Genomic DNA, 23,457 nt, shown 5'->3' on the forward strand with positions numbered 1-23,457 from the left:
TCAACACGCCCTAGATAACAGGAAAGTAAATGGCTAAAAATAAAACCGCCTATGTCTGCAATGAATGTGGGGCAGACTTTATGCGTTGGCAGGGGCAATGTACTGAATGTCAGGCCTGGAATAGTATTACCGAAGTGCGCTTAGGCGCAGTTAACAGTAAAAATGCCCGCTTCGAAGGCTATGCCGGGGCGGCAGTGGCTAAGGTCATGCGGCTTGATGAAGTCGATTTACAGGATGTGCCGCGTTTTAGCTCTGGTTTTGCTGAGTTTGATCGGGTGCTGGGAGGAGGTATTGTGCCGGGCTCTGCCGTTCTAATCGGTGGTCATCCTGGTGCAGGTAAAAGTACCTTACTGCTGCAAATTATGTGTGGTCTGGCGGCGCAAGGCGGCGCCCTGTATGTCACTGGCGAAGAGTCGTTGCAACAGGTGGCAATGCGGGCTCAGCGTTTAGGTTTACCCATGAGTGAACTGAAAATGCTGGCAGAGACTAATGTTGAAACGATCTGCCATCTGGCACAGCAAGAAAAGCCACGCATTATGGTAATTGATTCGATTCAGGTGATGCATTTGGCCGACATTCAATCCGCACCTGGCAGTGTGTCACAGGTGCGTGAAAGTGCGGCTTTTCTAACGCGCTTTGCCAAGCAGCATCAAATTGCCATTATCATGGTTGGCCACGTTACCAAAGATGGTTCGCTCGCCGGGCCCAAGGTTCTGGAGCATTGTATTGATTGCTCGGTGATGTTGGATGGTGATGCGGATAGTCGTTATCGCACCTTACGAGGTCATAAAAATCGCTTTGGCCCGGTGAATGAACTGGGCGTGTTTGCGATGACCGGTCAGGGCATGAAAGAAGTCAAAAATCCGTCGGCTATTTTTTTAACCCGCAGCAAAGAAGATCAATCCGGTAGTATTGTCATGGTGCTATGGGAAGGCACCCGGCCATTATTGGTAGAGATCCAGGGGTTGGTTGATTATTCACCGCTCAATAATCCGCGCCGGGTTACACTGGGGATGGAGCAAAACCGGATTGCTATGCTACTGGCCGTAATGCACCGGCATGCCGGTATTCAGATGGCCGATCAGGATGTCTTTGTGAACGTGGTGGGGGGGGTTAAAGTTAATGAAACCAGTGCCGATCTGGCAACCTTGCTGGCGTTAGTTTCAAGTTTCCGGGATAAGCCATTACCTAATGATTTGGTTGTCTTTGGTGAAGTGGGTCTGGCTGGCGAAATTCGTCCGGTCCCTAGTGGGCAGGAGCGATTGAAGGAAGCAGCTAAGCACGGATTTAAACGCGCCATTGTCCCAAGTGCGAACCAACCGAAAGAGGCGATTGCCGGAATGACGGTGATCGGTGTAACTAAGTTATCAGAAGCTTTAGAAGCCCTTTGATAAAGAGGCGCCCCTGCATAGCGCAGGGGCGATGATTTCTAGCGGAAACGCGCGTTTTGCGGGAAGTTGAGTAACAAGACTTGTTCGGTGTCTGTTTTTAATTTATCCAGACCCAGGCGGTCATAACTTTCCACCATAATTTCCAGCGCTTGTTCAACTAAGGGTGAGTCACGATAAAACTCAACTACATATTTGCCCCGATTAGCAGCAGCCAGGAAAGCACCACGGCGCATGTAATAATCCGCTACTAATAGCTCATGACGAGCCAATTTATCTTTAATGGCTACCATGCGCTTTTTCGCATCATCGGCGTAGCGGCTTTGTGGATAGTTATTTAACAGGATCCGAAAGTCATCAAATGCCTGACGAGTACTCGCCAGATCACGGTCTGCGCGGTCAACGCCGAAGAACTCCTGAAAAGCGTTTTCGTCAGCTTTCAGGTTGGTCAGACCACGCATATAGTACACATAATCCAAATCCGGCTGATTGGGGTTTAGCCGGATAAAACGGTCAATACTGGCCAGCGCTTGTGGTAAGTCGCCTGACTGATGGTAGGCATAAATTAAATCGAGCTGGACCTGACGGGCAATAGGGCCAAATGGATAGCGACTTTCTACGGCTTTTAGCAGTTCAATGGCTCGGTTGTAAAGTCCGGCGTCCAGCACTTCTTTAGCTTGTTGATACTGGCCTTGCGCGGTTTGATTTGGGTTAATGGCTTCCTCTTTCGGTTTCCCGGCACAGGCAGATAAGGCAATTACGCACAAAGCGATTAAAATAAATTTTAGTTTCATGTAAAAATCCGTTACTACTTCGGCTAAATGGCTGTCTAGTCCGGCGTAAAATCGTTAAAATACCCGCTCAAGCGATTCTACCCCAGATATCGCGGGGTTGCACACAGGATAACTGCTTCCGTTATGACAAAACAGCTAAAACTTTCAGAAATCGTACCTGAGCATCTTTTCGGTAAGCGCTTAGATCAGGTTCTGGCCGAAATGTTCCCGGATTATTCACGTTCGCGGATAAAAGAGTGGATCCTGGCCAATAGTGTGCAGGTTAACGGGCAGGCCTGTGCGATTCCACGCCAGAAAATGCTGGGCGGTGAGCAGATCGAGATTCTGGCCGATATTCCGGAAGAAGAGCGTTTTGATGCTGAACCCATTGCTCTGGATATTATTTTTGAAGATGAACATATTCTGGTAATTAATAAGCCGGCTGGTCTGGTGGTGCATCCGGGTGCTGGTAATCAAGATGGCACTTTACTTAATGCGCTGTTACATCATTGTCCGGCTATTGCTGAGGTACCACGGGCGGGTATCGTACATCGTTTAGATAAAGATACGACCGGTCTGATGGTGATCGCGAAAACCATCCCGGCACAGACGCATTTAGTCGAGGCGATGCAAGCGCGGGAAATTACCCGGGAATATGAAGCGGTCTGTTACGGCACTATGACCGGTGGCGGTACTGTGAAACAACCGATTGGCCGGCATCAAACCAAAAGAACGCTAATGGCAGTCAATGAAAACGGCAAACCGGCAGTGACGCATTATCGGGTGATGGAGAAATACCGCGCTCATACCCGTTTGCGGCTGCGGCTGGAAACCGGTCGCACGCACCAGATCCGGGTGCATATGACCTTTATTAGTCACCCGCTGGTTGGTGATCCGGTATATGGCGGTCGGCCAAGACCGCCACGCCAGGCCGGTGAAGAGTTATTGCAGCTGCTGCGTAATTTTAAACGTCAGGCGTTGCACGCTGCTATGTTAAAGCTGGCGCATCCTATTACCGGCCAGTTACTGGAATGGCATGCACCCTTACCTGATGATTTAGTTGCCCTAAACGACGCCCTGCGAGCAGATACGCAGCAGCACGGTATGGACTTTGTGTAACCGATGATAGACGCTGCCAACACCACGGTATTGCTCTACCCCGATTGGCCGGCACCGGCTAATGTCAGAGCGGTAAGTTCGACTCGTTTGGGCGGGGTGTCAACAGCGAGCTTTTCTAGTCTTAATCTCGGAGCTCATGTCGGCGATGATCCCATAGCAGTCAATACCAACCGGCAGCGCTTTGCTGAACTGGCGGCACTGCCGGCGATGCCGTTTTGGCTGAACCAGGTGCATGGTACCCGGGTGTTGCAATTACCTACGGCTGCGCAGACCGATTTAACCGCTGATGCCAGTTACAGCAGGCAAGCGGCACAGGTGTGTCTGGTGATGACCGCCGATTGCTTACCACTGCTGATTTGCAATCGTGCCGGCACGGAAGTCGCGGCGGTACATGCAGGCTGGCGTGGTTTAGCTGCCGGTGTGATAGAACAAACGCTGGCTTGTTTTCAGTCACCTGCTGCTGAATTGCTGGTTTGGCTGGGGCCAGCAATAGGCCCTACGGCGTTTGAGGTGGGTAGCGAGGTGCGGGCCATATTTATGGCACAAAACCCACTGGCGTCAGATGCCTTTGTGGCGTTAAGCGCCGAAAAGTATTTAGCGGATCTCTATCAGCTCGCCCGACTCCGATTACAGCAGAGCGGTATTACAGCCATTTATGGAGCAGAATATTGCACTTATAGCGATCAACAGCGCTTTTTCTCTTATCGGCGAGATGGCCAAACCGGCCGTCAGGCCAGTGCAATCTGGCTGCAAACCTCACCTTAAATGCTTTAGCTTGATGCAAGTCAAATTTTTGACGTTTGCTGCTTGAATTTTCCACACTCCCACCCAATCTTAGCTAACATCATAGTTAAGGTATCAGCGGGAGCCTGCCAATGCGTCTAGATAAATTTACCAGTAAATTCCAGGAAGCGATTGCCGATGCGCAATCGCTGGCGCTGGGTCGCGATCAACAATTTATTGAGCCGGTGCATATTATGTTTGCCTTACTGAATCAGGAAGGCGGCACAGTGCGCGAGCTGTTGAACAAGCTGGCAATCAACTTTAATGAACTGCGTTCTAAAGTAAGTCAGGCAATAGAGCGTCTGCCCCGGGTGGAGGGTGATGCCGGTAGCTTGCAGCTGTCTGCTGCAACAGCTCAATTGTTGCAGCAGTGCGATAAGCTGGCACAAAAGCGTAAAGATCAGTTTATTTCCAGTGAGTTATTTGTGCTGGCGGCTACCGAGGATAAATCTGAATTAGGCCGCATTTTACAGTTACTGGGCGTGACGAAAGATAAGGTCAGCGCTGCGATCGAGCAACTGCGTGCCGGTCAGAAAGTGGAAGATGCGAATGCTGAAGATACCCGCCAGGCATTGACCAAATATACCATTGATCTGACCGCCCGCGCCGAGTCCGGCAAGCTGGATCCGGTGATCGGCCGAGACGAAGAAATTCGTCGTTGTGTTCAGGTGCTGCAGCGGCGTACCAAAAATAACCCGGTACTAATTGGTGAGCCTGGTGTGGGTAAAACAGCGATTGTCGAAGGCTTGGCACAACGAATTGTTAATAAAGAAGTACCGGAGGGGTTAAAAGATAAGCGGGTATTATCACTGGATATGGGCGCGCTGCTGGCTGGCGCTAAATATCGCGGTGAATTTGAAGAACGCTTAAAAGCCGTGCTGAATGAAGTAGCCAAAGAAGAAGGCCAGATCATTCTGTTTATTGATGAAATTCATACCATGGTCGGTGCCGGCAAGGCCGATGGTGCCATGGACGCCGGTAATATGTTAAAGCCGGCACTAGCGCGCGGTGAACTGCACTGTTTGGGCGCCACTACGCTGGATGAATATCGCAAATATATTGAGAAAGATGCGGCGCTGGAGCGTCGTTTCCAAAAAGTGCTGGTAGAAGAGCCGAGTGTCGAGGACACCATTGCCATCCTGCGTGGTTTAAAAGAGCGTTACGAACTGCACCATTCGGTAGAAATTACTGACCCGGCGATTGTGGCGGCAGCAACGCTGTCACATCGTTATGTCAGTGACCGGCAACTACCCGATAAAGCTATCGATTTGATTGACGAAGCGGCTTCCAGTATCCGGATGCAAATGGATTCCAAACCGGAGGAGCTAGATCGCTTAGAGCGCCGGATTATCCAGCTAAAGCTGGAAGACAATGCGTTGGCGAAAGAAACCGATGATGCCAGTAAAAAACGCCGCGACACCATCCGTGAACAAATCGATGAGCTGGAGCAGCGTTATAACGAACTGGATGAAGTCTGGGAGTCGGAAAAGGCTGCGTTACAAGGCACGCAAAATATTAAAGCCGAATTGGAGCAGGCGAGACTGGATCTGGAAGTGGCCAGACGCGCCAGCGATCTGCAGCGGATGTCGGAACTACAGTATGGTCGTATCCCTGAGCTGGAGAAAAAACTGGATCTCGCCTCGCAAGCCGAGATGCAGGAAATGACCTTGCTGCGGCATAAGGTGACTGATCAGGAAATTGCCGATGTGTTATCAAAGGCCACCGGTATTCCGGTCAATAAAATGCTGGAAGGCGAACGCGATAAATTATTACGGATGGAAGATGCGCTACACGCTAAAGTTGTCGGACAGCAGGAGGCGGTAAGTGCGGTTGCGAACGCTATTCGCCGTTCCCGTGCCGGGCTGGCCGATCCGAACAAACCCATTGGCTCCTTCCTATTCCTGGGGCCCACCGGAGTCGGTAAAACCGAGTTGACCAAGGCGCTGGCGCAATTCTTATTTGATAGCCCGGATGCGATGGTGCGGATCGATATGTCCGAGTTTATGGAGAAACATGCGGTCTCACGGCTAGTGGGTGCGCCTCCGGGCTACGTTGGCTATGAGGAGGGCGGTTATCTGACCGAGGCGGTAAGGCGGAAACCTTATTCTGTGATCTTGCTGGATGAGGTGGAGAAAGCGCACCCGGATGTGTTTAATATTCTGCTACAGGTACTGGATGATGGCCGGCTGACTGATGGCCAGGGCCGCACCGTCGATTTCAAAAATGCGGTGATTATTATGACATCGAATCTTGGCTCCGATTTGATTCAGGAACACTATCGTGAGTTTAGCTATACCGAGATGAAAGAGATGTTGATGGGCGTGCTGAGTAAACAGTTCCGGCCAGAGTTTCTAAACCGGCTGGACGAAGCAGTGGTATTTCACCCGCTGGATGATCGGCAAATTAAACAGATCGCCTCGATTCAGCTGGCGCGGCTGGAGCAACGTTTACAGCAGCGTGATTACCAGTTGTCTGTAAGTGATGCGGCACTGGAAAAACTGGCTGAGGTAGGTTTCGATCCATTGTATGGTGCCAGACCATTAAAACGGGCGATTCAGCAACATCTGGAAAACCCGCTGGCGCAGGCCTTGTTGCAAGGCGAGATCTTACCTGGTTCTACTGTGGTAATAGACCACAACGGCCAGCAGTTCACGGTAACCAGCCGGAATTAATTGCGCTCCGGAAACTTCCGGAGCGAAATAAACTTAACGATTAAGGCGCTGCAGGACAGCGCCTTTTTATTTCAAAATTTGCCAACAGGATTTGCTGCTCACGCTCTTCGTTAGTCAACAATCTTAGCTCTTCACTGTTTGCTTCTTTGGTAAACAGCTCCTGACTGCTTTGCAGTAGCGTTAACTGGTCTCGCGCTTGTTGACAAAGCGTTGGATCAAGTGCTACCGCTGCTGCCTGCTCAGCATTAACGGTACCCGCCGTTAATGCAGGGGCTGATGCCGCCTGGCTGGTACGAATTGTCACTAATTGATATTCGCCCTGAGCCGGTGGCTGTTGGCTGAAATGCACTACACCCTTAGCATCTTGCCAACTGTAAACCGTTTGCGCAGCAACACTCAGGCTAAGAACTGAAAAGATGCTACCAATTAAGATTTGCCTCACTTTTGCCATGGTTCTATCCATGCTATGTTATGTCCCTTATAATCAGTGTAATCGTTTTTTCAGAAGTTGCCTTATGACAGATTTAAAAAACAGTGAAACCAGCCCACATAAGGGCATATATCTGCTTCCTAACCTGTTAACGACTGCAGGTTTATTTTCTGGCTTTTTTGCTATCGTATCATCAATGAACGGTCGCTTTGAAGCTGCAGCGGTCGCCATTTTTATTGCGATGATTTTTGATGGTCTTGACGGCCGGGTGGCGCGCTTAACCAATACCCAAAGTGAATTTGGTGCTCAGTATGACAGTATGTCAGATTTACTGGCTTTTGGTGTCGCCCCTGCCTTGGTGGCTTATAACTGGGCTCTGGCCGATTTAGGTAAGTTTGGTTGGTTAGCGGCCTTTATCTATGTTGCTTGTGCCGCTTTGCGTCTGGCGCGCTTTAATGCCAACTTGGGTGTTACCGACGGTCGCTTTTTTCAGGGGTTAGCCAGCCCGGCGGCCGCAGCACTGGTTGCGGGTATGGTCTGGAATGGTGCCGCCTTTGAAATCGACGGCGATAAATATGGTTACTTAGTGGGGCTACTTACCATTACCGCAGGCTTTTTAATGGTAAGTAACTTCCGTTATAACTCGTTTAAAAATCTCAACTGGCGTGACCGGGTGTCATTCCTGACGATTTTGCTGGTGGTATTAATTTTTGTCGTTATTGCGGCACGACCGGCACAAATGCTGTTTATTATCTTTCTTGCCTACGCTTGCTCTGGTCCGATCACGACGTTTCGCAGTGTGCGCAAACTTAAACTCGAACATGTGGTGGGGGATTCTGAAGATGCAGACTTTCTGGATGACGCTGAACCGAAAAAGCCCGCCGCGCAAGAATCGACGGAGTCAGAGCCGAAAAACTGATCCCGGAAGCTGGTTGGTCGCGTAAGGCGCTTTTCGTGTTACGCCCTTGATAATAGGTTTGCTTTCCCCAATCATTGGGGAAAGCTTCAATCAGTAAGGAATCATCTTGAGCTCCAGCATTTCTCAACGTTTGGCTGCACTGCAGCAAGCCGGCCAGCAACACAGTATCAAAGGTATAAAACGCGGTATAGAGCGCGAGACGCTGCGCGTTAATCAGGATGGTTCTCTGGCTCAAACGCCACATCCGGTGGCCCTTGGCTCTGCGTTGACCCATCCCTGGATTACTACTGATTTTTCGGAGTCTTTACTGGAGTTTATTACTCCAGCCAGTGCCGACTTAGAGCTTACCTTGGCACAACTGACTGATATTCATCGTTTTACGCTAAAAAAATTGCAGCTGGAGCGACTCTGGCCGGCTAGTATGCCGTGTTATATCACCGATCAACACCAGATCCCGCTGGCGCAATACGGCACATCTAATGTCGGAAAAATGAAAACGCTGTATCGTCAGGGTTTAAAGAACCGCTATGGCAGTATGATGCAGGCGATCAGTGGCGTCCATTTTAACTTCTCGCTGCCGCAGAGCTTCTGGCAGGCTTATAAGCCGTTAGTTGGCGATAACGGTAGCCTACAGGATTTTGTGTCTGAACAGTATCTGGCGTTAATTCGTAACTATAAGCGTTATGCCTGGCTGATCGTGTATCTGTTTGGCGCTTCACCAGCCATGTGTCAGTCATTCCTTGAGGGGCGTCAATCGCGCTATTCTTTCCAGAAGCTGGGGAAGGGAACGCTCTATCTGCCTTATGCGACCTCACTGCGAATGAGTGATCTGGGTTATACCAACAGTGCGCAATCCAGTTTAAACATCACTTACAACAGCCTGCCGGAATATATTGCTGGTTTGCACGCCGCCGTAACCCAGCCGTCTTCAGAATATCAAAGTATTGGCGTAAAAGTGGACGGTGAGTTTCAGCAGTTAAATAGTAATGTGCTGCAAATTGAAAACGAGTTTTACTCGACTATCCGTCCAAAGCGTACTACGGAATCGGGCGAGCGTCCTACCTGTGCCTTATCAAAACGCGGGGTTGAGTATATTGAAGTTCGCGCCCTGGATGTGAATCCGTTTAGTAGTATTGGCATTACGGCTGAGCAAATGCGTTTTCTGGATATTTTTCTGGTCTATTGTTTACTTGAGCAAAGTCCGGACTTATCAGCCCGTGAGCAGCAAGTGACCGAGCAAAATCTGAAAAAGGTGGTGACAGATGGTCGGCGTCATAATCTGGAGCTAATCCAGGATGGTCAGCCACGACTGATGCAAGATTGGGCCGAGCAACTATTCGCTGACATGATGCCAATAGCTAAATGGTTGGATGAGGTTTATCAGAGTGACCGCTATCAGGCGGCAATGCGTCAGTATTATTTAAGCTTGCTCGATCCGGCGCAAACCCCGTCTGGCAAAATCCTCAATCATTTGCTTAGTAGCCGGCAGGACAATGGCCACTATATGCGTGAGCTGGCGGAAACGTATCGCGCGCAACTGTTAGCCGAAAGCTATCAGGTTTATACCGAGGAAGATTTCGTCAGCACTGCCAGTACATCGCTGACCAAGCAGCAGCAAATTGAAGCGGCGGACACCATGAGCTTTGAACAGTATCTGGCTGAATATTTTGCTGAAGTTCCAGCCTGTACTCAGGCCTGAGTGGCTTAGCCGGATAAAAAAACGGCTACCAGAGGTAGCCGTGAAGGAGAATCCAGGGAAAACAAAAACTTGGTTTGCATCCATGCATACTGTTAGAATCTGACTGATGCCTATAGTTCAAAAAAAGTTTAAAAAAAATAACTCTTTGATTCTGCTAAGCTTGTTAGTGCTGCTTGGCGGCTGCGCTACGCCACCGCCGCAAAACAAAAGTAATATCTGCGAAATTTTCGGTGAAAATCGCGCCTGGTATAAGGCAACGGCCAATGCCAGTGAAAAATGGGGCATGCCAATCGCAGTGCCGATCAGCTTTATGTATCAGGAAAGCGGCTTTAAGCATAATGCTAAGCCGCCGATGCGCTACTTCCTTGGCTTTATTCCTTATGGTCGCGGCAGCTCTGCTTATGGCTACTCGCAAGCCAAAACACCAACCTGGGACGATTATGTCAAGGATACCGGCCGCTTTTTTGCCAGTCGCAGCAATTTTGCTGACGCAGTAGACTTTATCGGTTGGTATATAGATAAAACCCATCAGGTTAATAAAGTTGCCAAAGACGATGCTTACCGGCTTTACCTGAACTATCACGAGGGGTGGGGCGGCTATCGGCGCGGTACTTACCGCAATAAAAGCTGGTTACAGAATACGGCCAGGCGGGTTGATGATCGCGCCAGAATGTATCAGCAGCAGCTACAAGGCTGTGAGAAAGACCTCAAACGTGGCTGGTTAAGCCGTCTGCTGTTCGGTTGAGACACTTTAAGGCAATACCAGCCGCACCGTTTTAATCATATTATCCTGCACATCCAGAATTTCCAGCTGAAAACCGGCAATTTTGACACTCATTGAACCTTGCGGGATTTCTTCCAGATGCTCTAATAACAAACCATTCAGGGTTTTCGGACCATCGGTAGGAAAATCGAGCTGCATTTGCCGGTTCAGATCACGCAGGTTAATACTGCCATCTATCAGATAAGAACCGTCTGGCTGCTGCAGAATATCTTCGTGCTTATCTTCAATCACGTCAGTGGTAAATTCGCCTACCACTTCTTCCAGAATATCCTCCAGGGTGACCAGCCCCTGAATATCACCATACTCATCTACCACTAAACCGATTCGTTCTTTGGTACTCTGAAATTTTAACAGTTGGGTATTTAGCGGCGTACCTTCCGGGATATAATAAATTTCATGTACTGAGCGCAGCAGGCTGGCTTTGGTAAATTGTTCTTTTAACAGCAGGCGCACCAGATCTCGCGGATGCACAAAGCCAATCGCATCATCCATGCTATCCCGGTACAGTAATACCCGGCTATGTTGAGCATTCGCCAGCTGACGCACGATATCTTTCCAATCATCGTTAACGTCGATACCGGTGATTTCGTTGCGCGGCGTCATGATGTCTTCAACCGTTACATTTTCCAGATCCAGCACGCCAACCAGCATACTCTGGTGTTGTTCCGGAATTAGCGCGCCGGCTTCATGCACTACAGTTCGTAATTCTTCAGCACTTAAACTGTTGCCCTGATGTTTTTCCGGGCTGACGCCCATAATGGCCAGCAAGCCATTAGTGATCCAGTTAATTAACCAGACCAGCGGATAGAATATTTTTAACAGTGGTTTTAACAGGGCGGAGCTTGGGAAGGCAATGCGTTCAGGATGCAGGGCGGCCAGGGTTTTCGGGGTAACTTCGGCAAATACCAGAATCACCAGGGTCAGGACGACGGTTGCGATAGCGATGCCGGCATCTCCGTACAAACGCATGCCTATGATAGTGGCAATAGCTGAAGCGGCGATATTAACCAGGTTGTTACCAATCAGAATCAGGCCGATTAGCCGATCTGGCCGGTCTAGCAGCTCTGACACACGTTTTGCGCCCTTATGCTGCTCATTTTCAAGGTGCTTTAACCGGTACCGGTTAACCGACATCATGCCTGTTTCTGATCCTGAGAAATAGGCTGAGATAAACAGCAGTACTCCCAAAATAATAAAGAGTGTACTGGTTGAGATTGCGTCCAAACGTTAATTACCTTTATGGCCTAACATAAATTAAGTGGCAGTATCAAAATCTGCCTAGCAACACCTCTTTTACAAAGCGGCTGCCAAAATAAGCCAGGGTGAGCAACACGCTACCACTGATTGTCAGCGTAATAGCGGTTTTGCCACGCCAGCCAAGACGAGCATGTCCCCAGCTTAAAGCACCGAATAACACTAAAGCCAGTAAACTTAACAGGCTTTTATGATCTATCCAGTCTGTCATAAAAGGAATACCACTGAGTAACGCCAGCGCTAACAGCAAGGTTCCAGCCGCTAACAGGCGAAACTGCAGATTTTCAGCTTGTAATAATGGCGGCAAAAAGCGACTGACACCAGAAAAATTTTTCTGTTTCAACTTATAACTAATATAAGACACTTGAATTGAATACAAGGTGGCCATAATCAGTACAACATAGGCCGTAAAGGCGATAGCGATATGGACTAACAAGCCAGCATTCTGCTCCAGATGCTGCAGCTGAACTGAAACCGGGAACAACAAACTGGCCAGCAAAATCAGCGCAGCACAGCCATACACCAGTGGTAATAGAAGCACCGCGGGTGAGCGCAGTGATGTTAGCGTAACGGACAGGGTGAGTAACCAGCACACCAGCGAGCTGACATTAAGTAAACTGAAGTTTTGACCCTGCCCGGTGAAAATGCTGTCTACCAGCGCCAGCATATGCAGTACCACTGCCGCAGTACCGGCACTGAACGTCAGTTTAAAATTCGGTCCTGCCGGGTGGAACAAACGCCAAAGCAGGGTAACCGTTGCAACCGTATAGGCAGTCAGGGCCAACGCGGGTAACAACCAAGGCATGCTTAACACTCCTGTGATGCAGTAAGTTGGCTATTGTATTGCAAGTTTCCGGCAAAGCCCAGCAGCAAGATGGCTTTGCGCAAAGGCTGACGCTGGCATCACAACGCGCTATAATCGGCGCAATTACCGAATTGGATCTCCACTATGTTTGAAAATCTGTCAGATCGTTTAAGCCGGACCCTGAAAAATATTAGTGGTCGTGGTCGTCTTACCGAAGACAATATTAAAGAAACGCTACGGGAAGTGCGGATGGCACTGCTCGAAGCTGACGTGGCATTGCCGGTTGTCAAAGACTTTATCAACCAGATCAAAGAGCGCTCTGTGGGTCTGGAGGTCAGCAAAAGTCTGACTCCGGGGCAGGAATTTCTAAAAATCGTCCGTAAAGCCCTGGAAGAAGCCATGGGCGAGGCGAATGAAGAGCTGGCCCTGAATACCCAACCGCCGGCGGTGATTCTGATGGCGGGTTTACAGGGGGCGGGTAAGACCACCTCTGTTGGTAAGCTGGCAAAGTTTCTGACCGAACGGAAAAAGAAAAAAGTGTTAGTGGTATCGGCTGACGTTTACCGGCCTGCCGCAATTAAACAATTGGAAACCCTGGCCAAAGCGGTCAATGTTGAGTTTTTCCCCAGCGACATCTCGCAGGCGCCGGTTGCCATTGTTAATGCTGCTATCACACATGCCAAAACCCGGATGTTTGATGTGCTGCTGGTCGATACCGCCGGTCGTCTGCATGTCGACAGCGAGATGATGGATGAAATCAAGGCGCTGCATGCCGCGGTAAAACCGATTGAAACCCTGTTCGTGGTCGATGCCATGACCGGTCAGGATGCGGCTAATACGGCTAAAGCCTTTAACGAAGCCTTGCCATTAACCGGGGTGATCTTAACCAAAGCCGATGGCGATGCCCGTGGTGGTGCCGCTTTATCTATCCGCCATATTACCGGTAAGCCAATTAAGTTTATCGGTACCGGTGAGAAAACCGACGCCTTAGAACCCTTCCATCCGGATCGTATCGCCTCGCGCATTTTAGGCATGGGCGATGTGCTAAGCCTGATTGAAGAGCTTGAGCAGAAGGTCGATAAAGAAAAAACCGCGAAAATGGCGCAGAAGATGATGAAAGGCAAAGGCTTTTCATTGGAGGACTTTCGCGAGCAGCTGGTACAGATGCGTAGCATGGGCGGCATGATGTCGCTGATGGATAAACTGCCGGGGATGAAAAATCTGCCGGCAGGTGCTGCCAGCCAGTTAGATGAAAAGCAGTTTGTACGGATGGAAGCCATTATCAACTCGATGACGCCGAAAGAGCGTGAGTTTCCGGACCTGCTAAAAGGCTCGCGCAAAAAACGAATAGCGGCCGGCTCCGGCACTCAGGTGCAGGAGATCAATCAGTTGCTGAAACAATTTACTCAAATGCAGAAAATGATGAAGCAAATGAGCGGCAAAGGCGGCTTGATGAAGATGATGCGGGCCATGGGCGGCAAGTTGCCACCCGGTATGTTACCACCGCGCTGATCCTGGTGTGACGGGTTGCCAGGCCGCGAAATGCCTTGCATTCGCGGCAAAAATCCGTACAATGCAGCAGCCCTGCAGTCCGACTGCGGGCTTTGTTATTTTTTAAAACCTGAACGATTGAAATTAGAGGACGGTATGGTAACTATTCGTTTACAACGTGGTGGCGCGAAAAAGCGTCCATTTTACCAAGTTGTGGTAGCGGACAGCCGTTTTGCTCGTGATGGCCGTTTTATTGAGCGCGTGGGTTTCTTTAACCCAATCGCCAGCGGCACTGAAGAGAAACTGCGTCTGGACCTGGATCGCGTTGACCACTGGGTAGCACAAGGTGCTGCACTGAGTGATCGCGTGGCCACTCTGGTAAAAAACGCTAAGAAAGCAGCTGCTTAATTAGCAAGGCGTGTGGAGTTGTCACTGTTGAGTGAAAAAGATTTTGTAGTACTTGGCAAGTTTGGTGCGGTTTACGGCATCAATGGCTGGCTAAAAATTAACTCCTACACGGACATCCCGGAAGGGATTTTTGATTACACACCCTGGCAGGTCAAATTTCAGGGTAACTGGCAGACAGTAACAGTCAGCAGCTGGAAACGGCATAGTAATGGCTTAATCGCCAAACTGACTGACATTAATGTCCGGGAACAGGCGCAGGCCTATGTCAATGCTGAAATCGCGGTTGCTGCCAATGCCTTACCGGCGCTGGACGATGGCGAGTACTACTGGAAAGATCTGATGGATCTGAAAGTCGTGAATGAGCAAGGCTATGATCTGGGCGTGGTAACCGACTTAATGGAAACCGGCTCTAACGATGTGTTAGTGGTGAAAGCCAACCGGACTGACGCCTTTGGTAAGGGTGAGCGTTTAATTCCCTATCTTGATCAGACCGTGATCAAGCAGGTGGATTTAACCGCGAAGCAAATCACAGTAGATTGGGACCCGGCGTTTTAATGCAGGAACAACCAAGGTGGGTGGGCGTTGTCTCACTGTTTCCGGAGATGTTTCAGGCGATTACGCAATACGGTGTCACTGGTCGGGCTGTAAAGCAGGGCATTATTCAGCTGCAGTGTTTTAACCCGCGGGATTTTACCACGGACAAACATCGGACTGTTGATGACCGGCCTTATGGCGGCGGCCCCGGTATGCTGATGATGGTGCAGCCACTGACCGATGCCATTCGCGCGGCGAAAGCCACAGCGGGAGGTAAGGTGCATACGGTTTATTTGTCGCCGCAAGGCCGCAAATTAGACCAGCAAGGTGTGGTTGAACTGGCAAAACATCCGCAACTGCTCCTGGTAGCAGGCCGTTACGAAGGAATTGACGAGCGCGTGATCGAAACCGAAATTGACGAAGAATGGTCAATCGGTGATTACGTACTAAGCGGGGGCGAGTTGCCGGCAATGGTGTTAATTGATGCCGTGTCGCGACTGGTGCCCGGGGTTTTGGGACATGATTTATCTGCTGAGCAGGATTCGTTTGCAGCCGGCTTGTTGGATTGTCCACATTATACCCGCCCTGAGGTGTTAGCAGACAAACAGGTACCCGCCGTATTGCTGAGTGGGCACCATGAAGAAATTAGACGCTGGCGTCTGAAACAGGCTCTCGGTAGAACCTGGTTAAGACGGCCGGATATGTTAAATTCCCTGGCTCTGACTAAGGAGCAACGCAAATTACTGGCAGAATTCCAACAGGAATACCAGGCGTTGCAGCAGCAAGCAAGATAGTTAACTCCAGGTAAAGTGAGATTGTTATGAGCAAAGTTAGCCAAAACATCATCAAGCAACTTGAACAGGAACAACTGAAAAAAGACGTTCCTGCATTCGCTCCAGGTGACACTGTAGTGGTTCAGGTTAAAGTTAAAGAAGGTGACAAAACCCGTTTACAGGCCTACGAAGGCGTTGTTATCGCCAAGCGTAACCGTGGTCTGCACTCTGCGTTCACCGTACGTAAAATCTCTAATGGCGAAGGTGTTGAGCGTGTATTCCAGACGCACAGCCCGCTGGTAGACAGCATCACCGTTAAACGTCGTGGTGCCGTTCGCCGTGCTAAGCTTTACTACTTACGCGATCGTTCAGGTAAATCAGCGCGTATCCGCGAAAAGCTTAACTAAGCTGTTAAGGGCCGGCACTATGCCGGCCCTGTTTTTTTATGGCAGAACTGACTGCTAAAGCACCGCTAAATCCCACTCAGTTGCAACAACTGGAACTTCGGTTGGAGCAGATCCTGCTACGCCGTTTTGGCGAGCTGACGGAGCAGCAACTTTTAAGCCTGCTGGATTTAAAACCTCTTACTACCATTCAAGACAGCCAGTTTGCGCTGTTCCAACGCCATTTTGTGCTGTATCACTTGCTGTACCGACTGGCAGAGCGTTGGGCGTTAAGCAGTACCGCTTATCTGGATATTGGCCTGGCACGAATTAAAATTGCACCCTGGCAAGACCATCTGCCGCTGCCTACCGACAGCAAGGCTGCTTATTATGCCGACTGGCAAAACTATTGGCGGATGACGCCGGTGGCATTAAGTAAGCGACTGGCGAGCTTCTGGCAGTATTATCAGCAGCGCCATGGCGTTAGCAGTAGCGTGATCCAGCTCAACGATGATGAGGCGTTACAGCTGCTACAACTGGATTGGCCCTGCAGCCTTAGCGAGCTGAAAAAGGCCTTTCGGCGTTTATCGCTAAAACATCATCCGGATCGAGGCGGTGATAAAACCACCTTTGTCCGTATCTCGCTGGCCTATCAAAAAATCTTACAACGTTTATAACTCTTTTCGCTGTTAATTATCTGAATTCGCTATTCTGTCAGGTTAGCTGTAAAGATAAGTGTGCATTTTGTTTTTCTGGCTAAAGCTAGGGATTTCCTTATTTTTGTTGGCCTACAGGGTTGACCTGATAGCCATCTATCCGTACACTCCAGTCTATTGTAATTTTATAGATACGTGCTGTATAAATAAGTTTACGTATTTGAGTTGGGTTTTGAACAGCTTACTTAGCGCAGAGGGCGGAAGATAACGCTTTTTTGCGTCAGCAGGCGGCACAAGCCCAGACTCTTGCCTATGCTTAGTCTCCGCAGCACTGCAAAGGAGCTCAATCGTGTCCATGATCGTCGATGACCTGCGTATCGTAGCGCAGAAACCCTTAAGTTCGCCGGCTGTATTAAAACGGGTATTGCCGTTATCGGAGCAAGGCGCGGACTTTGTTGCCAAAGCCCGCGCTGATATCGCCAATATTATTCACGGCCGTGACAAACGTCTGTTAGTGGTAACTGGCCCGTGTTCAATCCATGATCCGGTCGCCGCCATTGACTATGCCAATAAGTTAAAAGCACTGCAGTTAGCCTATCAGGACAGTTTGTATATCGTGATGCGGGTATACTTTGAAAAGCCCCGTACCACAGTCGGCTGGAAAGGCTTTATTAACGACCCCCACCTGGATGACTCTTTCGATTTAGAGACCGGCTTAACCTGGGGCAGAGAGCTGTTATTGAAAATGGTCGAGCTGGAATTGCCGGTGGCGACCGAAGCCTTGGATCCGATCAGCCCGCAGTATATGTCGGATCTGATTAGCTGGGCGGCGATTGGTGCCCGCACTGTGGAGTCGCAAACTCACCGCGAGATGGCCAGCGGTTTATCCATGCCGGTTGGTTTTAAAAATGGTACTGATGGCAGCCTAAGCGTTGCGCTTAATGCCCTGCAATCGGCTGCCAGCGGTCATACCTTTTTCGGCATTAACCAAAAAGGTGAGGTCAGCCTGATCCAAACTGCCGGTAATCCGGATGGGCATATTATTCTGCGAGGTGGTGCCAAACCTAATTATGATGCCGCCAGCATCGGGGCTGCGTTGGCGCAGTTGGATAAACTCAAACTACCGCACGGCATTGTCGTAGACTGTAGCCATGGCAATTCCAATAAGGACCATAACCGGCAACCGCAGGTGGCCCAAGAGGTGTTGGCGCAGCGTTTGGCCGGTAATGAGGCCATTATCGGCATTATGCTGGAAAGCCACTTGCAGGCCGGGCGGCAGGATATCGTCAATGGCAAAGCTGAAAAATATGGTGTCTCAGTCACGGATGCCTGTATCGATTGGTCAACAACCGCAGATTTACTGGAAAGTTTAGCGCAACAAATGCGGCAACTGGCGGCGGTGGCCTGAGGTGAAGCCCAGTGATGCAGCTGCAGCGGCATTACAGCCGCTGCGAGAGCAAATTGATCAGCTGGATAGTGAGCTCGTCGAGCTATTGGCGCGCCGGGCCAGAGTCACCGCCCAGGTTGGGCAGGTGAAGCAACAATATGCATTGCCGGTCTATGTACCGGAGCGGGAGCAGGCATTACTTGCCGCCAGACGACAGCAAGCGCTGGCGCAAGGCGTCTCGCCGGAATTGGTTGAGGACTTATTACGCCGGGTGATGCGCGAGTCTTATGCCACCCAGGATCAGCACTTTGTCTGTTGCCGGCCCAGTGGCGGCAAGGTGGTGGTGGTCGGCGGCGCCGGGGCCTTAGGCAATCGTTTTGTCAGCTTATTTCAACGCTCCGGCTATCAGGTGGCAATACTGGAACCTCAGGACTGGCCGCAGGCGGCCCAGTTATGTCAGGATGCCGCCCTAGTATTACTGGCGGTACCTATTACGCTGACCGAGCAGGTGATTGCGCAGTTACCGACGCTGCCTGCACAGTGCGTACTGGCCGATTTAACCAGCATTAAGGCTCGGCCGCTGCAAGCGATGTTGGCGCAGCATAGCGGGCCTGTCGTTGGCTTACATCCGATGTTTGGTCCGGATATCAATAACCTGATTAAGCAAGTCGTCGTAGTCTGCGACGGCCGGCAGCCGGAAGATTATCAGTGGTTATTAAAGCAACTGGTGATCTGGGGCGCGGAGCTGACGACTAAGGCCGCGGATGAGCATGATAGCGCCATGCAACTGATCCAGGCGATGCGGCATTTTTCCTCTTTGGTCTATGGTGTGCATTTGGCCGAAGAGCAGGCCGATTTAAATGAGCTGTTGGCACTCAGTTCACCGATTTACCGGCTGGAGCTGGCGATGGTGGGGCGCTTGTTTGCACAGAACGCTGAACTTTATGCCGATATTATGTTGTCATCGGCTGATGTGACGGCGCTGCTGCAGCGTTATCAGCAGCGTTTTACTCAGCTGCTGGGCTTGTTGGCAGCGCAGGACAAAGCCGGTTTAATGGCGGAATTTGCCAAGGGCCAGCAGTTCTTCGGCGAGCTGGCGCAGCAATTTCTGCAGGAAAGTAAGCAATTACTGCAAAAAGCAGCAGACGGGCGCAGTTAGCGCCCGAATTTACTGGCGCTACTTACCCAACTGATAGAAATCATAAATCACCTGCCAGGCTTGCTCAGGGCTGTCGACATACTGAATCAGTTCCAGGTCCTGCGGGCTAATCAGTCCCTCTTCTGCCAGCATCTCGAAATTGATCAAACGTTGCCAGAAAGCTTTATCGTACAGGATCACCGGTACCCGTTCGGCTTTTTTGGTTTGGATCAGGGTCAGGGTTTCAAATAACTCATCTAGCGTACCAAAGCCACCCGGAAAGGCTACCAGCGCCCGCGCCCGTTGCAGGAAATGCATTTTGCGAATGGCAAAATAATGAAACTGGAAACAGAATTCCGGGGTGATATAGGGGTTAGGATGCTGCTCTTTTGGCAGCACAATATTTAAGCCGATGCTCTTGCCGTTCGCATCCATCGCGCCGCGGTTGGCCGCTTCCATAATCCCCGGGCCACCACCGCTGATAATAGTCAGCGCGCAGTGCGGATGCTGGCAACTATGACTGGTCACCAGACGTGAAAACTCCTGCGATGCCGCATAATAACGGCTGTTCTTCAGATCCCGCTCCGCTTGCGTCAGTGCATGGATAGCGGCAGGGGAGTCCGGGTTTGCCGCATAATGCTGCTTCACTTCTGCGAGTTGTTGCTCGGCCTGAGCTGGGGACAAAAAGCGCGCACTACCGAACACGACTATAGTGGCATTGATCTGATGTTGATCCAGCACCAGTTGCGGTTTCAGATATTCCAGTTGTAAGCGCACATGCCGCAGCTCGTCCTGCATTAAAAAACCGGTATCGGCAAAGGCCAGTTTGTAGGAGTCATGGTCCTGCAGTTGCGAGATAGCGTCTAATGATTCCTGGGCCGTGGCAAAATGGCGTTTATATAAAGCATTGCTTTCGGTCATAACAAGATCCCCTTTATTACTACTTTTTTGATACAAAACAGCTAAGGCGTTGTAAAGTTGGGTTATAACATAGAAAAGCAAGAAGGAAGGCTATGCTGTCAGATATTTTAATTGGTCTGGGTGCGCTCGGGTTAATCCTGCTGGGCATGGACTGGCTGAGTAAGGGGCTAAAAGCTGCAGCCGGTCGGGCACTGATGCAGTTCCTCGAACGCAGTACCCAAAAATCCTGGCAGGGTTTGCTCTTTGGTACGGCCGCCACCGTCGCCGTGCAATCTTCAACCGTGATTACTGTCACCACCATAGGTTTCGTCAATGCTGGTATCTTGTCGCTGCAAAATGCCGCCTTTGTCATTTATGGCAGTAATGTCGGGACCTCTCTGACCGGTTGGTTTGTCGCTTTAGTCGGCATGCAATTTAAAATTGATGCGCTGGCGATGCCGCTGATCGGCGTGGGGGCCTTATTAAAACTATTCGCAAAATCGGCTCGGCGACAAGGTTTTGGCGAGGCGTTGGTTGGCTTCGGTTTGTTTTTCCTGGGGCTGGCTTACTTAAAAGACAGCTTTGATACCGTCTTTGTCGATATTGAGTTTTCCCTGCTCAGTGAGCTTGGTGTCTGGGGCTTGTTACTCGGGGTGTTAATTGGCACCTTGCTGACAGTGGTGATGCAGGCTTCAATTGCGGTACTGGCGCTGGTGATTACGGCGACCTCAACTGGGGTTATCCCGTTGTCAGTGGCGGCTGCCTTTGTGATAGGGGCAAATTTAGGTACTACCTCCACCGCCATTATCTCGACCTTAGCTGCGACGGCAAAAGCCAAGCGGTTAGCCATGCTACATGTGATCTTTAACGTGGTAACCGGTGTTGTCGCTATCATTATCCTGACGCCCTTGCTGTGGTTAATCAGCCTGCTACAGAACGCGCTGTTTCACGACCCGAATCCGGCGCTTAGCTTGGCGCTGTTTCATACCTTATTTAATATTTTAGGCGTGCTGCTGATGTGGCCGCTGACCAGCAGGTTGGTATTGTTTTTAAATAGCCGCTTTCGGGCACAAAAAGCCGGCCAACTACGGGTGTTGGATGCTTCCAGCCTGAGTATTCCGGCAGTGGCCATTAAGACCCTGAGTATGGAGAGTTTGAGGGTAGGGCAACTGATAAGCGGTCAGGCGTTGCTGTTAAGTCAGGGGAAAACATTATCAAGCCAGAGTATTGAGCAGATCCGGCAGCTACAAAGTGAGATTAGCCACTATTTAACCTTGTTGGGCAAAAGCCAGCTGACAGAGCAGGAGTCGCAGGCATTAAACGAACTAATCAAAAATCAGCTAAGGTTAGAAATGACATTACAATTACTACCTGAGTTAGCAGAGCAAGCCGAGCGCGATCCGCAAGCCTTTGTGCCAGAACAGGCGTTATGGCAACAACTCAGTTCGGCACATTGGCCGGATGCAGCACAGCAGATCCGTAGCTGTTATCGTGATTTGATGCGGCAACGGCAAAAATTGAAAGAGCAGTTATACCTGCTGGTGCTGACCGAACGTTTAAGTAATGACTCCGGCGGCGATCAGCTGTTGCGTTTTGCCGAGCTGCGTCGTTTTAACCAACAATTAACCCGGGCTATGCTGGCACTTGCCAAACTGCATGGACCCCAACCAGCACCGCAAACTAGCGCGGTGAACCATAAGGAAATTAGCCATGCCAGTTAATGCCAGCTTAACCTTTATCGGCGCCGCCAGGCAGGTCACCGGTTCCTGTTATCTGTTAAAGATGAATCAACAACAGTTTTTACTCGATTGTGGCATGGTGCAGGGCGCGGATCAGGTCAGAGAATGGCACAAATTCCGCTTCCCGTTTAAACCAAAGGACATAGATGCCGTCATCCTGTCGCATGCGCATATTGATCATAGCGGCTTATTGCCTTTGCTGGTGGCGAAAGGCTTTGGCGGCAATATTTACTGTACTCCGGGCACCGCCGAACTGTTACCGGTGCTGTTAAAGGACTCAGTCAATCTGTATCTAAAAGATCTGGAATGGCAAAACCGCAAAGCCGCCCGAGCCGGCAAGAAAATCTATGAGCCGGTGATGTCGCTGCAGGATGCGGAGCGGGTGAGTGACTTAGTACAGGTGCTGGGCTATAACAAAAGAGCTTTCCCATTACAGGGCGTTGAACTGGAGTTTGCTGATGCCGGCCATATTCTGGGGTCGGCCATAGTGCAGCTCTGGCTAAAGGGTAAGCAGGCGATGAAAAAACTGGTGTTCTCCGGTGATCTGGGTAATCCCGCGACTGTACTGCTGCCGGCACCAACCGAGGTTGACCAGGCCGACATTGTGTTGATGGAAAGTACCTATGGTAATCGTAACCATCAACCGCTGGATAATACCATTGAAGAGTTTGCGACTGCGTTGGAGCAAGCCTATAACGATGGCGGTAATGTGTTTATTCCGGCCTTTGCCCTGGGACGCTCGCAGGAAATTCTGTATTACCTGGCACTATTGCACCGTCAGGGGCGGCTAAAGCAACGTTTGGTCTTTCTGGATAGCCCGATGGCGATTAGCATTACCCGGATCTATAGCGAGTATCTGCACCGACTTGAGCAAAGTGATTTGGACAAGATTGGTTATAAGAAAGGCATGACATTGGAGCAGTTGTTACCGATGTTGAAAGTGTCTGAAACCGTGGAAGACTCAATGGCAATCAACCGGGTCACTCATGGCGCTATTATTATCGCCGGCAGTGGTATGTGTAATGGCGGTCGCATCGTGCACCATTTGAAACATAATTTATGGAAAAACACCAACCATCTCATCTTTGTCGGTTTTCAGGCCAGAGGCACCCTGGGTCGGCGTTTGGTGGATGGTGAAAAGCGGGTGAAAATTTTCGGCCAGGACACAGTGGTAAAAGCCAAATTGCATACCATTGGCGGCTTTTCTGCGCACGCCGGACAAACTGAGCTCGTACGCTGGGCCACCGCCATTGGCGGCGCGCCCGAGTTCTATCTGGTGCATGGTGAACCAGAGGCACAGCAGGTGCTGCAAGAGGTACTGGCAGAGGCCGGTATTCAGGCGCAGATCCCGGAGCAGGGCCAGCAGATCTTGTTCTGATACAGTGAGGGCAGCCTCTGGGCTGCCCTCGATATTATCTGTTA

22 protein-coding genes are annotated in these 23,457 nt (G+C 50.4%); 17 read left to right on the forward strand and 5 right to left on the reverse strand.

Annotated elements, in window-relative coordinates; genetic code table 11:
- The first annotated feature begins 29 nt into the window (after positions 1-29).
- Positions 30-1,391: a DNA repair protein RadA gene (radA, locus tag AGRI_RS15845; RefSeq protein WP_008985875.1), complete on the forward strand. Its 1,362-nt coding sequence runs from the start codon at positions 30-32 to the stop codon at positions 1,389-1,391.
- A gap of 38 nt (positions 1,392-1,429) precedes the next feature.
- On the opposite strand, the gene AGRI_RS15850 is transcribed toward radA, so the two are convergent.
- Positions 1,430-2,182 carry an outer membrane protein assembly factor BamD gene (locus AGRI_RS15850; protein WP_008985876.1) on the reverse strand — a complete coding sequence of 251 codons (753 nt, stop codon included), beginning with the start codon at positions 2,180-2,182 and terminating at the stop codon, positions 1,430-1,432.
- A gap of 123 nt (positions 2,183-2,305) precedes the next feature.
- Here AGRI_RS15850 and rluD point away from each other — a divergent pair, with 123 nt between their 5' ends.
- The 3 genes from rluD to clpB all read left to right on the forward strand — a co-directional run bounded on the left by rluD (position 2,306) and on the right by clpB (position 6,735).
- Positions 2,306-3,280 carry a 23S rRNA pseudouridine(1911/1915/1917) synthase RluD gene (gene rluD, locus AGRI_RS15855; RefSeq protein ID WP_008985877.1) on the forward strand — a complete coding sequence of 325 codons (975 nt, stop codon included), beginning with the start codon at positions 2,306-2,308 and terminating at the stop codon, positions 3,278-3,280.
- Between the two features lie 3 nt (positions 3,281-3,283).
- Positions 3,284-4,045, forward strand: coding sequence for a peptidoglycan editing factor PgeF (pgeF, locus tag AGRI_RS15860; RefSeq protein ID WP_008985878.1), 762 nt, complete (start codon positions 3,284-3,286; stop codon positions 4,043-4,045).
- Between the two features lie 110 nt (positions 4,046-4,155).
- Entirely contained in the window at positions 4,156-6,735 is a 2,580-nt protein-coding gene (clpB, locus tag AGRI_RS15865) for an ATP-dependent chaperone ClpB (RefSeq protein ID WP_008985879.1), read from the forward strand.
- Positions 6,736-6,775: 40 nt separating this feature from the next.
- On the opposite strand, the gene AGRI_RS15870 is transcribed toward clpB, so the two are convergent.
- A complete protein-coding gene (locus tag AGRI_RS15870; protein ID WP_008985880.1) occupies positions 6,776-7,186 on the reverse strand; it encodes a DUF4124 domain-containing protein in 411 nt (136 codons plus the stop codon).
- A gap of 64 nt (positions 7,187-7,250) precedes the next feature.
- Here AGRI_RS15870 and pssA point away from each other — a divergent pair, with 64 nt between their 5' ends.
- The 3 genes from pssA (at position 7,251) to AGRI_RS15885 (ending at position 10,528) form a co-directional block, all read left to right on the forward strand.
- Positions 7,251-8,084 carry a CDP-diacylglycerol--serine O-phosphatidyltransferase gene (gene pssA / locus AGRI_RS15875; RefSeq protein WP_008985881.1) on the forward strand — a complete coding sequence of 278 codons (834 nt, stop codon included), beginning with the start codon at positions 7,251-7,253 and terminating at the stop codon, positions 8,082-8,084.
- A 106-nt stretch (positions 8,085-8,190) separates the two neighbouring features.
- Entirely contained in the window at positions 8,191-9,783 is a 1,593-nt protein-coding gene (gene gshA / locus AGRI_RS15880) for a glutamate--cysteine ligase (protein WP_008985882.1), read from the forward strand.
- Positions 9,784-9,889: 106 nt separating this feature from the next.
- Positions 9,890-10,528, forward strand: coding sequence for a transglycosylase SLT domain-containing protein (locus AGRI_RS15885; RefSeq protein ID WP_008985883.1), 639 nt, complete (start codon positions 9,890-9,892; stop codon positions 10,526-10,528).
- Positions 10,529-10,534: 6 nt separating this feature from the next.
- Here the strand turns inward: AGRI_RS15885 and AGRI_RS15890 are convergent, their stop codons facing one another.
- Complete coding sequence (locus tag AGRI_RS15890; RefSeq protein ID WP_008985884.1) at positions 10,535-11,791, reverse strand: HlyC/CorC family transporter; 1,257 nt, start codon at positions 11,789-11,791, stop codon at positions 10,535-10,537.
- Positions 11,792-11,834: 43 nt separating this feature from the next.
- Positions 11,835-12,626: a cytochrome C assembly family protein gene (locus AGRI_RS15895; protein ID WP_008985885.1), complete on the reverse strand. Its 792-nt coding sequence runs from the start codon at positions 12,624-12,626 to the stop codon at positions 11,835-11,837.
- Between the two features lie 144 nt (positions 12,627-12,770).
- On the opposite strand from AGRI_RS15895, the gene ffh reads away from it, so the two are divergent.
- From ffh to tyrA, 8 genes are all read left to right on the forward strand, one after another.
- Positions 12,771-14,138 (forward strand): signal recognition particle protein, encoded by a 1,368-nt coding sequence (gene ffh / locus AGRI_RS15900; RefSeq protein WP_008985886.1) that lies wholly within the window; start codon positions 12,771-12,773, stop codon positions 14,136-14,138.
- A gap of 135 nt (positions 14,139-14,273) precedes the next feature.
- On the forward strand, positions 14,274-14,525 hold the full coding sequence (gene rpsP / locus AGRI_RS15905; protein WP_008609832.1) for a 30S ribosomal protein S16: 252 nt from the start codon (positions 14,274-14,276) through the stop codon (positions 14,523-14,525).
- A gap of 18 nt (positions 14,526-14,543) precedes the next feature.
- Positions 14,544-15,080, forward strand: a complete 537-nt coding sequence (gene rimM, locus AGRI_RS15910) for a ribosome maturation factor RimM (RefSeq protein WP_008985887.1) — start codon at positions 14,544-14,546, stop codon at positions 15,078-15,080.
- The gene (trmD, locus tag AGRI_RS15915) at positions 15,080-15,853 is read left to right on the forward strand and encodes a tRNA (guanosine(37)-N1)-methyltransferase TrmD (RefSeq protein ID WP_008985888.1); all 774 of its coding nucleotides are present in this window, start codon (positions 15,080-15,082) and stop codon (positions 15,851-15,853) included. The genes rimM and trmD overlap by 1 nt, the downstream gene beginning before the upstream one ends.
- A 26-nt stretch (positions 15,854-15,879) precedes the next feature.
- A complete protein-coding gene (rplS, locus tag AGRI_RS15920; RefSeq protein WP_008985889.1) occupies positions 15,880-16,239 on the forward strand; it encodes a 50S ribosomal protein L19 in 360 nt (119 codons plus the stop codon).
- A 38-nt stretch (positions 16,240-16,277) separates the two neighbouring features.
- Positions 16,278-16,892, forward strand: a complete 615-nt coding sequence (locus AGRI_RS15925) for a DNA-J related domain-containing protein (protein WP_008985890.1) — start codon at positions 16,278-16,280, stop codon at positions 16,890-16,892.
- A gap of 334 nt (positions 16,893-17,226) precedes the next feature.
- Positions 17,227-18,279 carry a 3-deoxy-7-phosphoheptulonate synthase gene (locus AGRI_RS15935; protein ID WP_008985892.1) on the forward strand — a complete coding sequence of 351 codons (1,053 nt, stop codon included), beginning with the start codon at positions 17,227-17,229 and terminating at the stop codon, positions 18,277-18,279.
- Between the two features lies 1 nt (position 18,280).
- Entirely contained in the window at positions 18,281-19,417 is a 1,137-nt protein-coding gene (gene tyrA, locus AGRI_RS15940; protein ID WP_008985893.1) for a bifunctional chorismate mutase/prephenate dehydrogenase, read from the forward strand.
- Positions 19,418-19,435: 18 nt separating this feature from the next.
- On the opposite strand, the gene AGRI_RS15945 is transcribed toward tyrA, so the two are convergent.
- On the reverse strand, positions 19,436-20,317 hold the full coding sequence (locus AGRI_RS15945) for an LOG family protein (RefSeq protein WP_008985894.1): 882 nt from the start codon (positions 20,315-20,317) through the stop codon (positions 19,436-19,438).
- A gap of 92 nt (positions 20,318-20,409) precedes the next feature.
- On the opposite strand from AGRI_RS15945, the gene AGRI_RS15950 reads away from it, so the two are divergent.
- Entirely contained in the window at positions 20,410-22,017 is a 1,608-nt protein-coding gene (locus AGRI_RS15950; protein ID WP_008985895.1) for a Na/Pi cotransporter family protein, read from the forward strand.
- The gene (locus AGRI_RS15955) at positions 22,007-23,413 is read left to right on the forward strand and encodes an MBL fold metallo-hydrolase RNA specificity domain-containing protein (RefSeq protein WP_008985896.1); all 1,407 of its coding nucleotides are present in this window, start codon (positions 22,007-22,009) and stop codon (positions 23,411-23,413) included. Before AGRI_RS15950 ends, AGRI_RS15955 begins: the two co-directional genes overlap by 11 nt.
- Positions 23,414-23,457: the final 44 nt, after the last annotated feature.

Source organism: Alishewanella agri BL06, assembly GCF_000272005.1.
GTDB classification, from domain to species: Bacteria; Pseudomonadota; Gammaproteobacteria; order Enterobacterales; family Alteromonadaceae; genus Alishewanella; species Alishewanella agri.

What these genes read in the sequence shown, in the direction of transcription:
- clpB (WP_008985879.1), top strand. Translation starts at nt 4,156, where the DNA reads ATGCGTCTAGATAAATTTACCAGTAAATTCCAGGAAGCGATTGCCGAT.
- AGRI_RS15950 (WP_008985895.1), top strand. Translation starts at nt 20,410, where the DNA reads ATGCTGTCAGATATTTTAATTGGTCTGGGTGCGCTCGGGTTAATCCTG.
- rplS (WP_008985889.1), top strand. Translation starts at nt 15,880, where the DNA reads ATGAGCAAAGTTAGCCAAAACATCATCAAGCAACTTGAACAGGAACAA.
- AGRI_RS15945 (WP_008985894.1), bottom strand. Translation starts at nt 20,317, where the DNA reads ATGACCGAAAGCAATGCTTTATATAAACGCCATTTTGCCACGGCCCAG.
- AGRI_RS15925 (WP_008985890.1), top strand. Translation starts at nt 16,278, where the DNA reads ATGGCAGAACTGACTGCTAAAGCACCGCTAAATCCCACTCAGTTGCAA.
- rluD (WP_008985877.1), top strand. Translation starts at nt 2,306, where the DNA reads ATGACAAAACAGCTAAAACTTTCAGAAATCGTACCTGAGCATCTTTTC.
- AGRI_RS15935 (WP_008985892.1), top strand. Translation starts at nt 17,227, where the DNA reads ATGATCGTCGATGACCTGCGTATCGTAGCGCAGAAACCCTTAAGTTCG.
- AGRI_RS15895 (WP_008985885.1), bottom strand. Translation starts at nt 12,626, where the DNA reads ATGCCTTGGTTGTTACCCGCGTTGGCCCTGACTGCCTATACGGTTGCA.
- AGRI_RS15885 (WP_008985883.1), top strand. Translation starts at nt 9,890, where the DNA reads ATGCCTATAGTTCAAAAAAAGTTTAAAAAAAATAACTCTTTGATTCTG.
- pssA (WP_008985881.1), top strand. Translation starts at nt 7,251, where the DNA reads ATGACAGATTTAAAAAACAGTGAAACCAGCCCACATAAGGGCATATAT.
- AGRI_RS15850 (WP_008985876.1), bottom strand. Translation starts at nt 2,182, where the DNA reads ATGAAACTAAAATTTATTTTAATCGCTTTGTGCGTAATTGCCTTATCT.
- AGRI_RS15955 (WP_008985896.1), top strand. Translation starts at nt 22,007, where the DNA reads ATGCCAGTTAATGCCAGCTTAACCTTTATCGGCGCCGCCAGGCAGGTC.
- trmD (WP_008985888.1), top strand. Translation starts at nt 15,080, where the DNA reads ATGCAGGAACAACCAAGGTGGGTGGGCGTTGTCTCACTGTTTCCGGAG.
- pgeF (WP_008985878.1), top strand. Translation starts at nt 3,284, where the DNA reads ATGATAGACGCTGCCAACACCACGGTATTGCTCTACCCCGATTGGCCG.
- rpsP (WP_008609832.1), top strand. Translation starts at nt 14,274, where the DNA reads ATGGTAACTATTCGTTTACAACGTGGTGGCGCGAAAAAGCGTCCATTT.
- AGRI_RS15870 (WP_008985880.1), bottom strand. Translation starts at nt 7,186, where the DNA reads ATGGCAAAAGTGAGGCAAATCTTAATTGGTAGCATCTTTTCAGTTCTT.
- radA (WP_008985875.1), top strand. Translation starts at nt 30, where the DNA reads ATGGCTAAAAATAAAACCGCCTATGTCTGCAATGAATGTGGGGCAGAC.
- ffh (WP_008985886.1), top strand. Translation starts at nt 12,771, where the DNA reads ATGTTTGAAAATCTGTCAGATCGTTTAAGCCGGACCCTGAAAAATATT.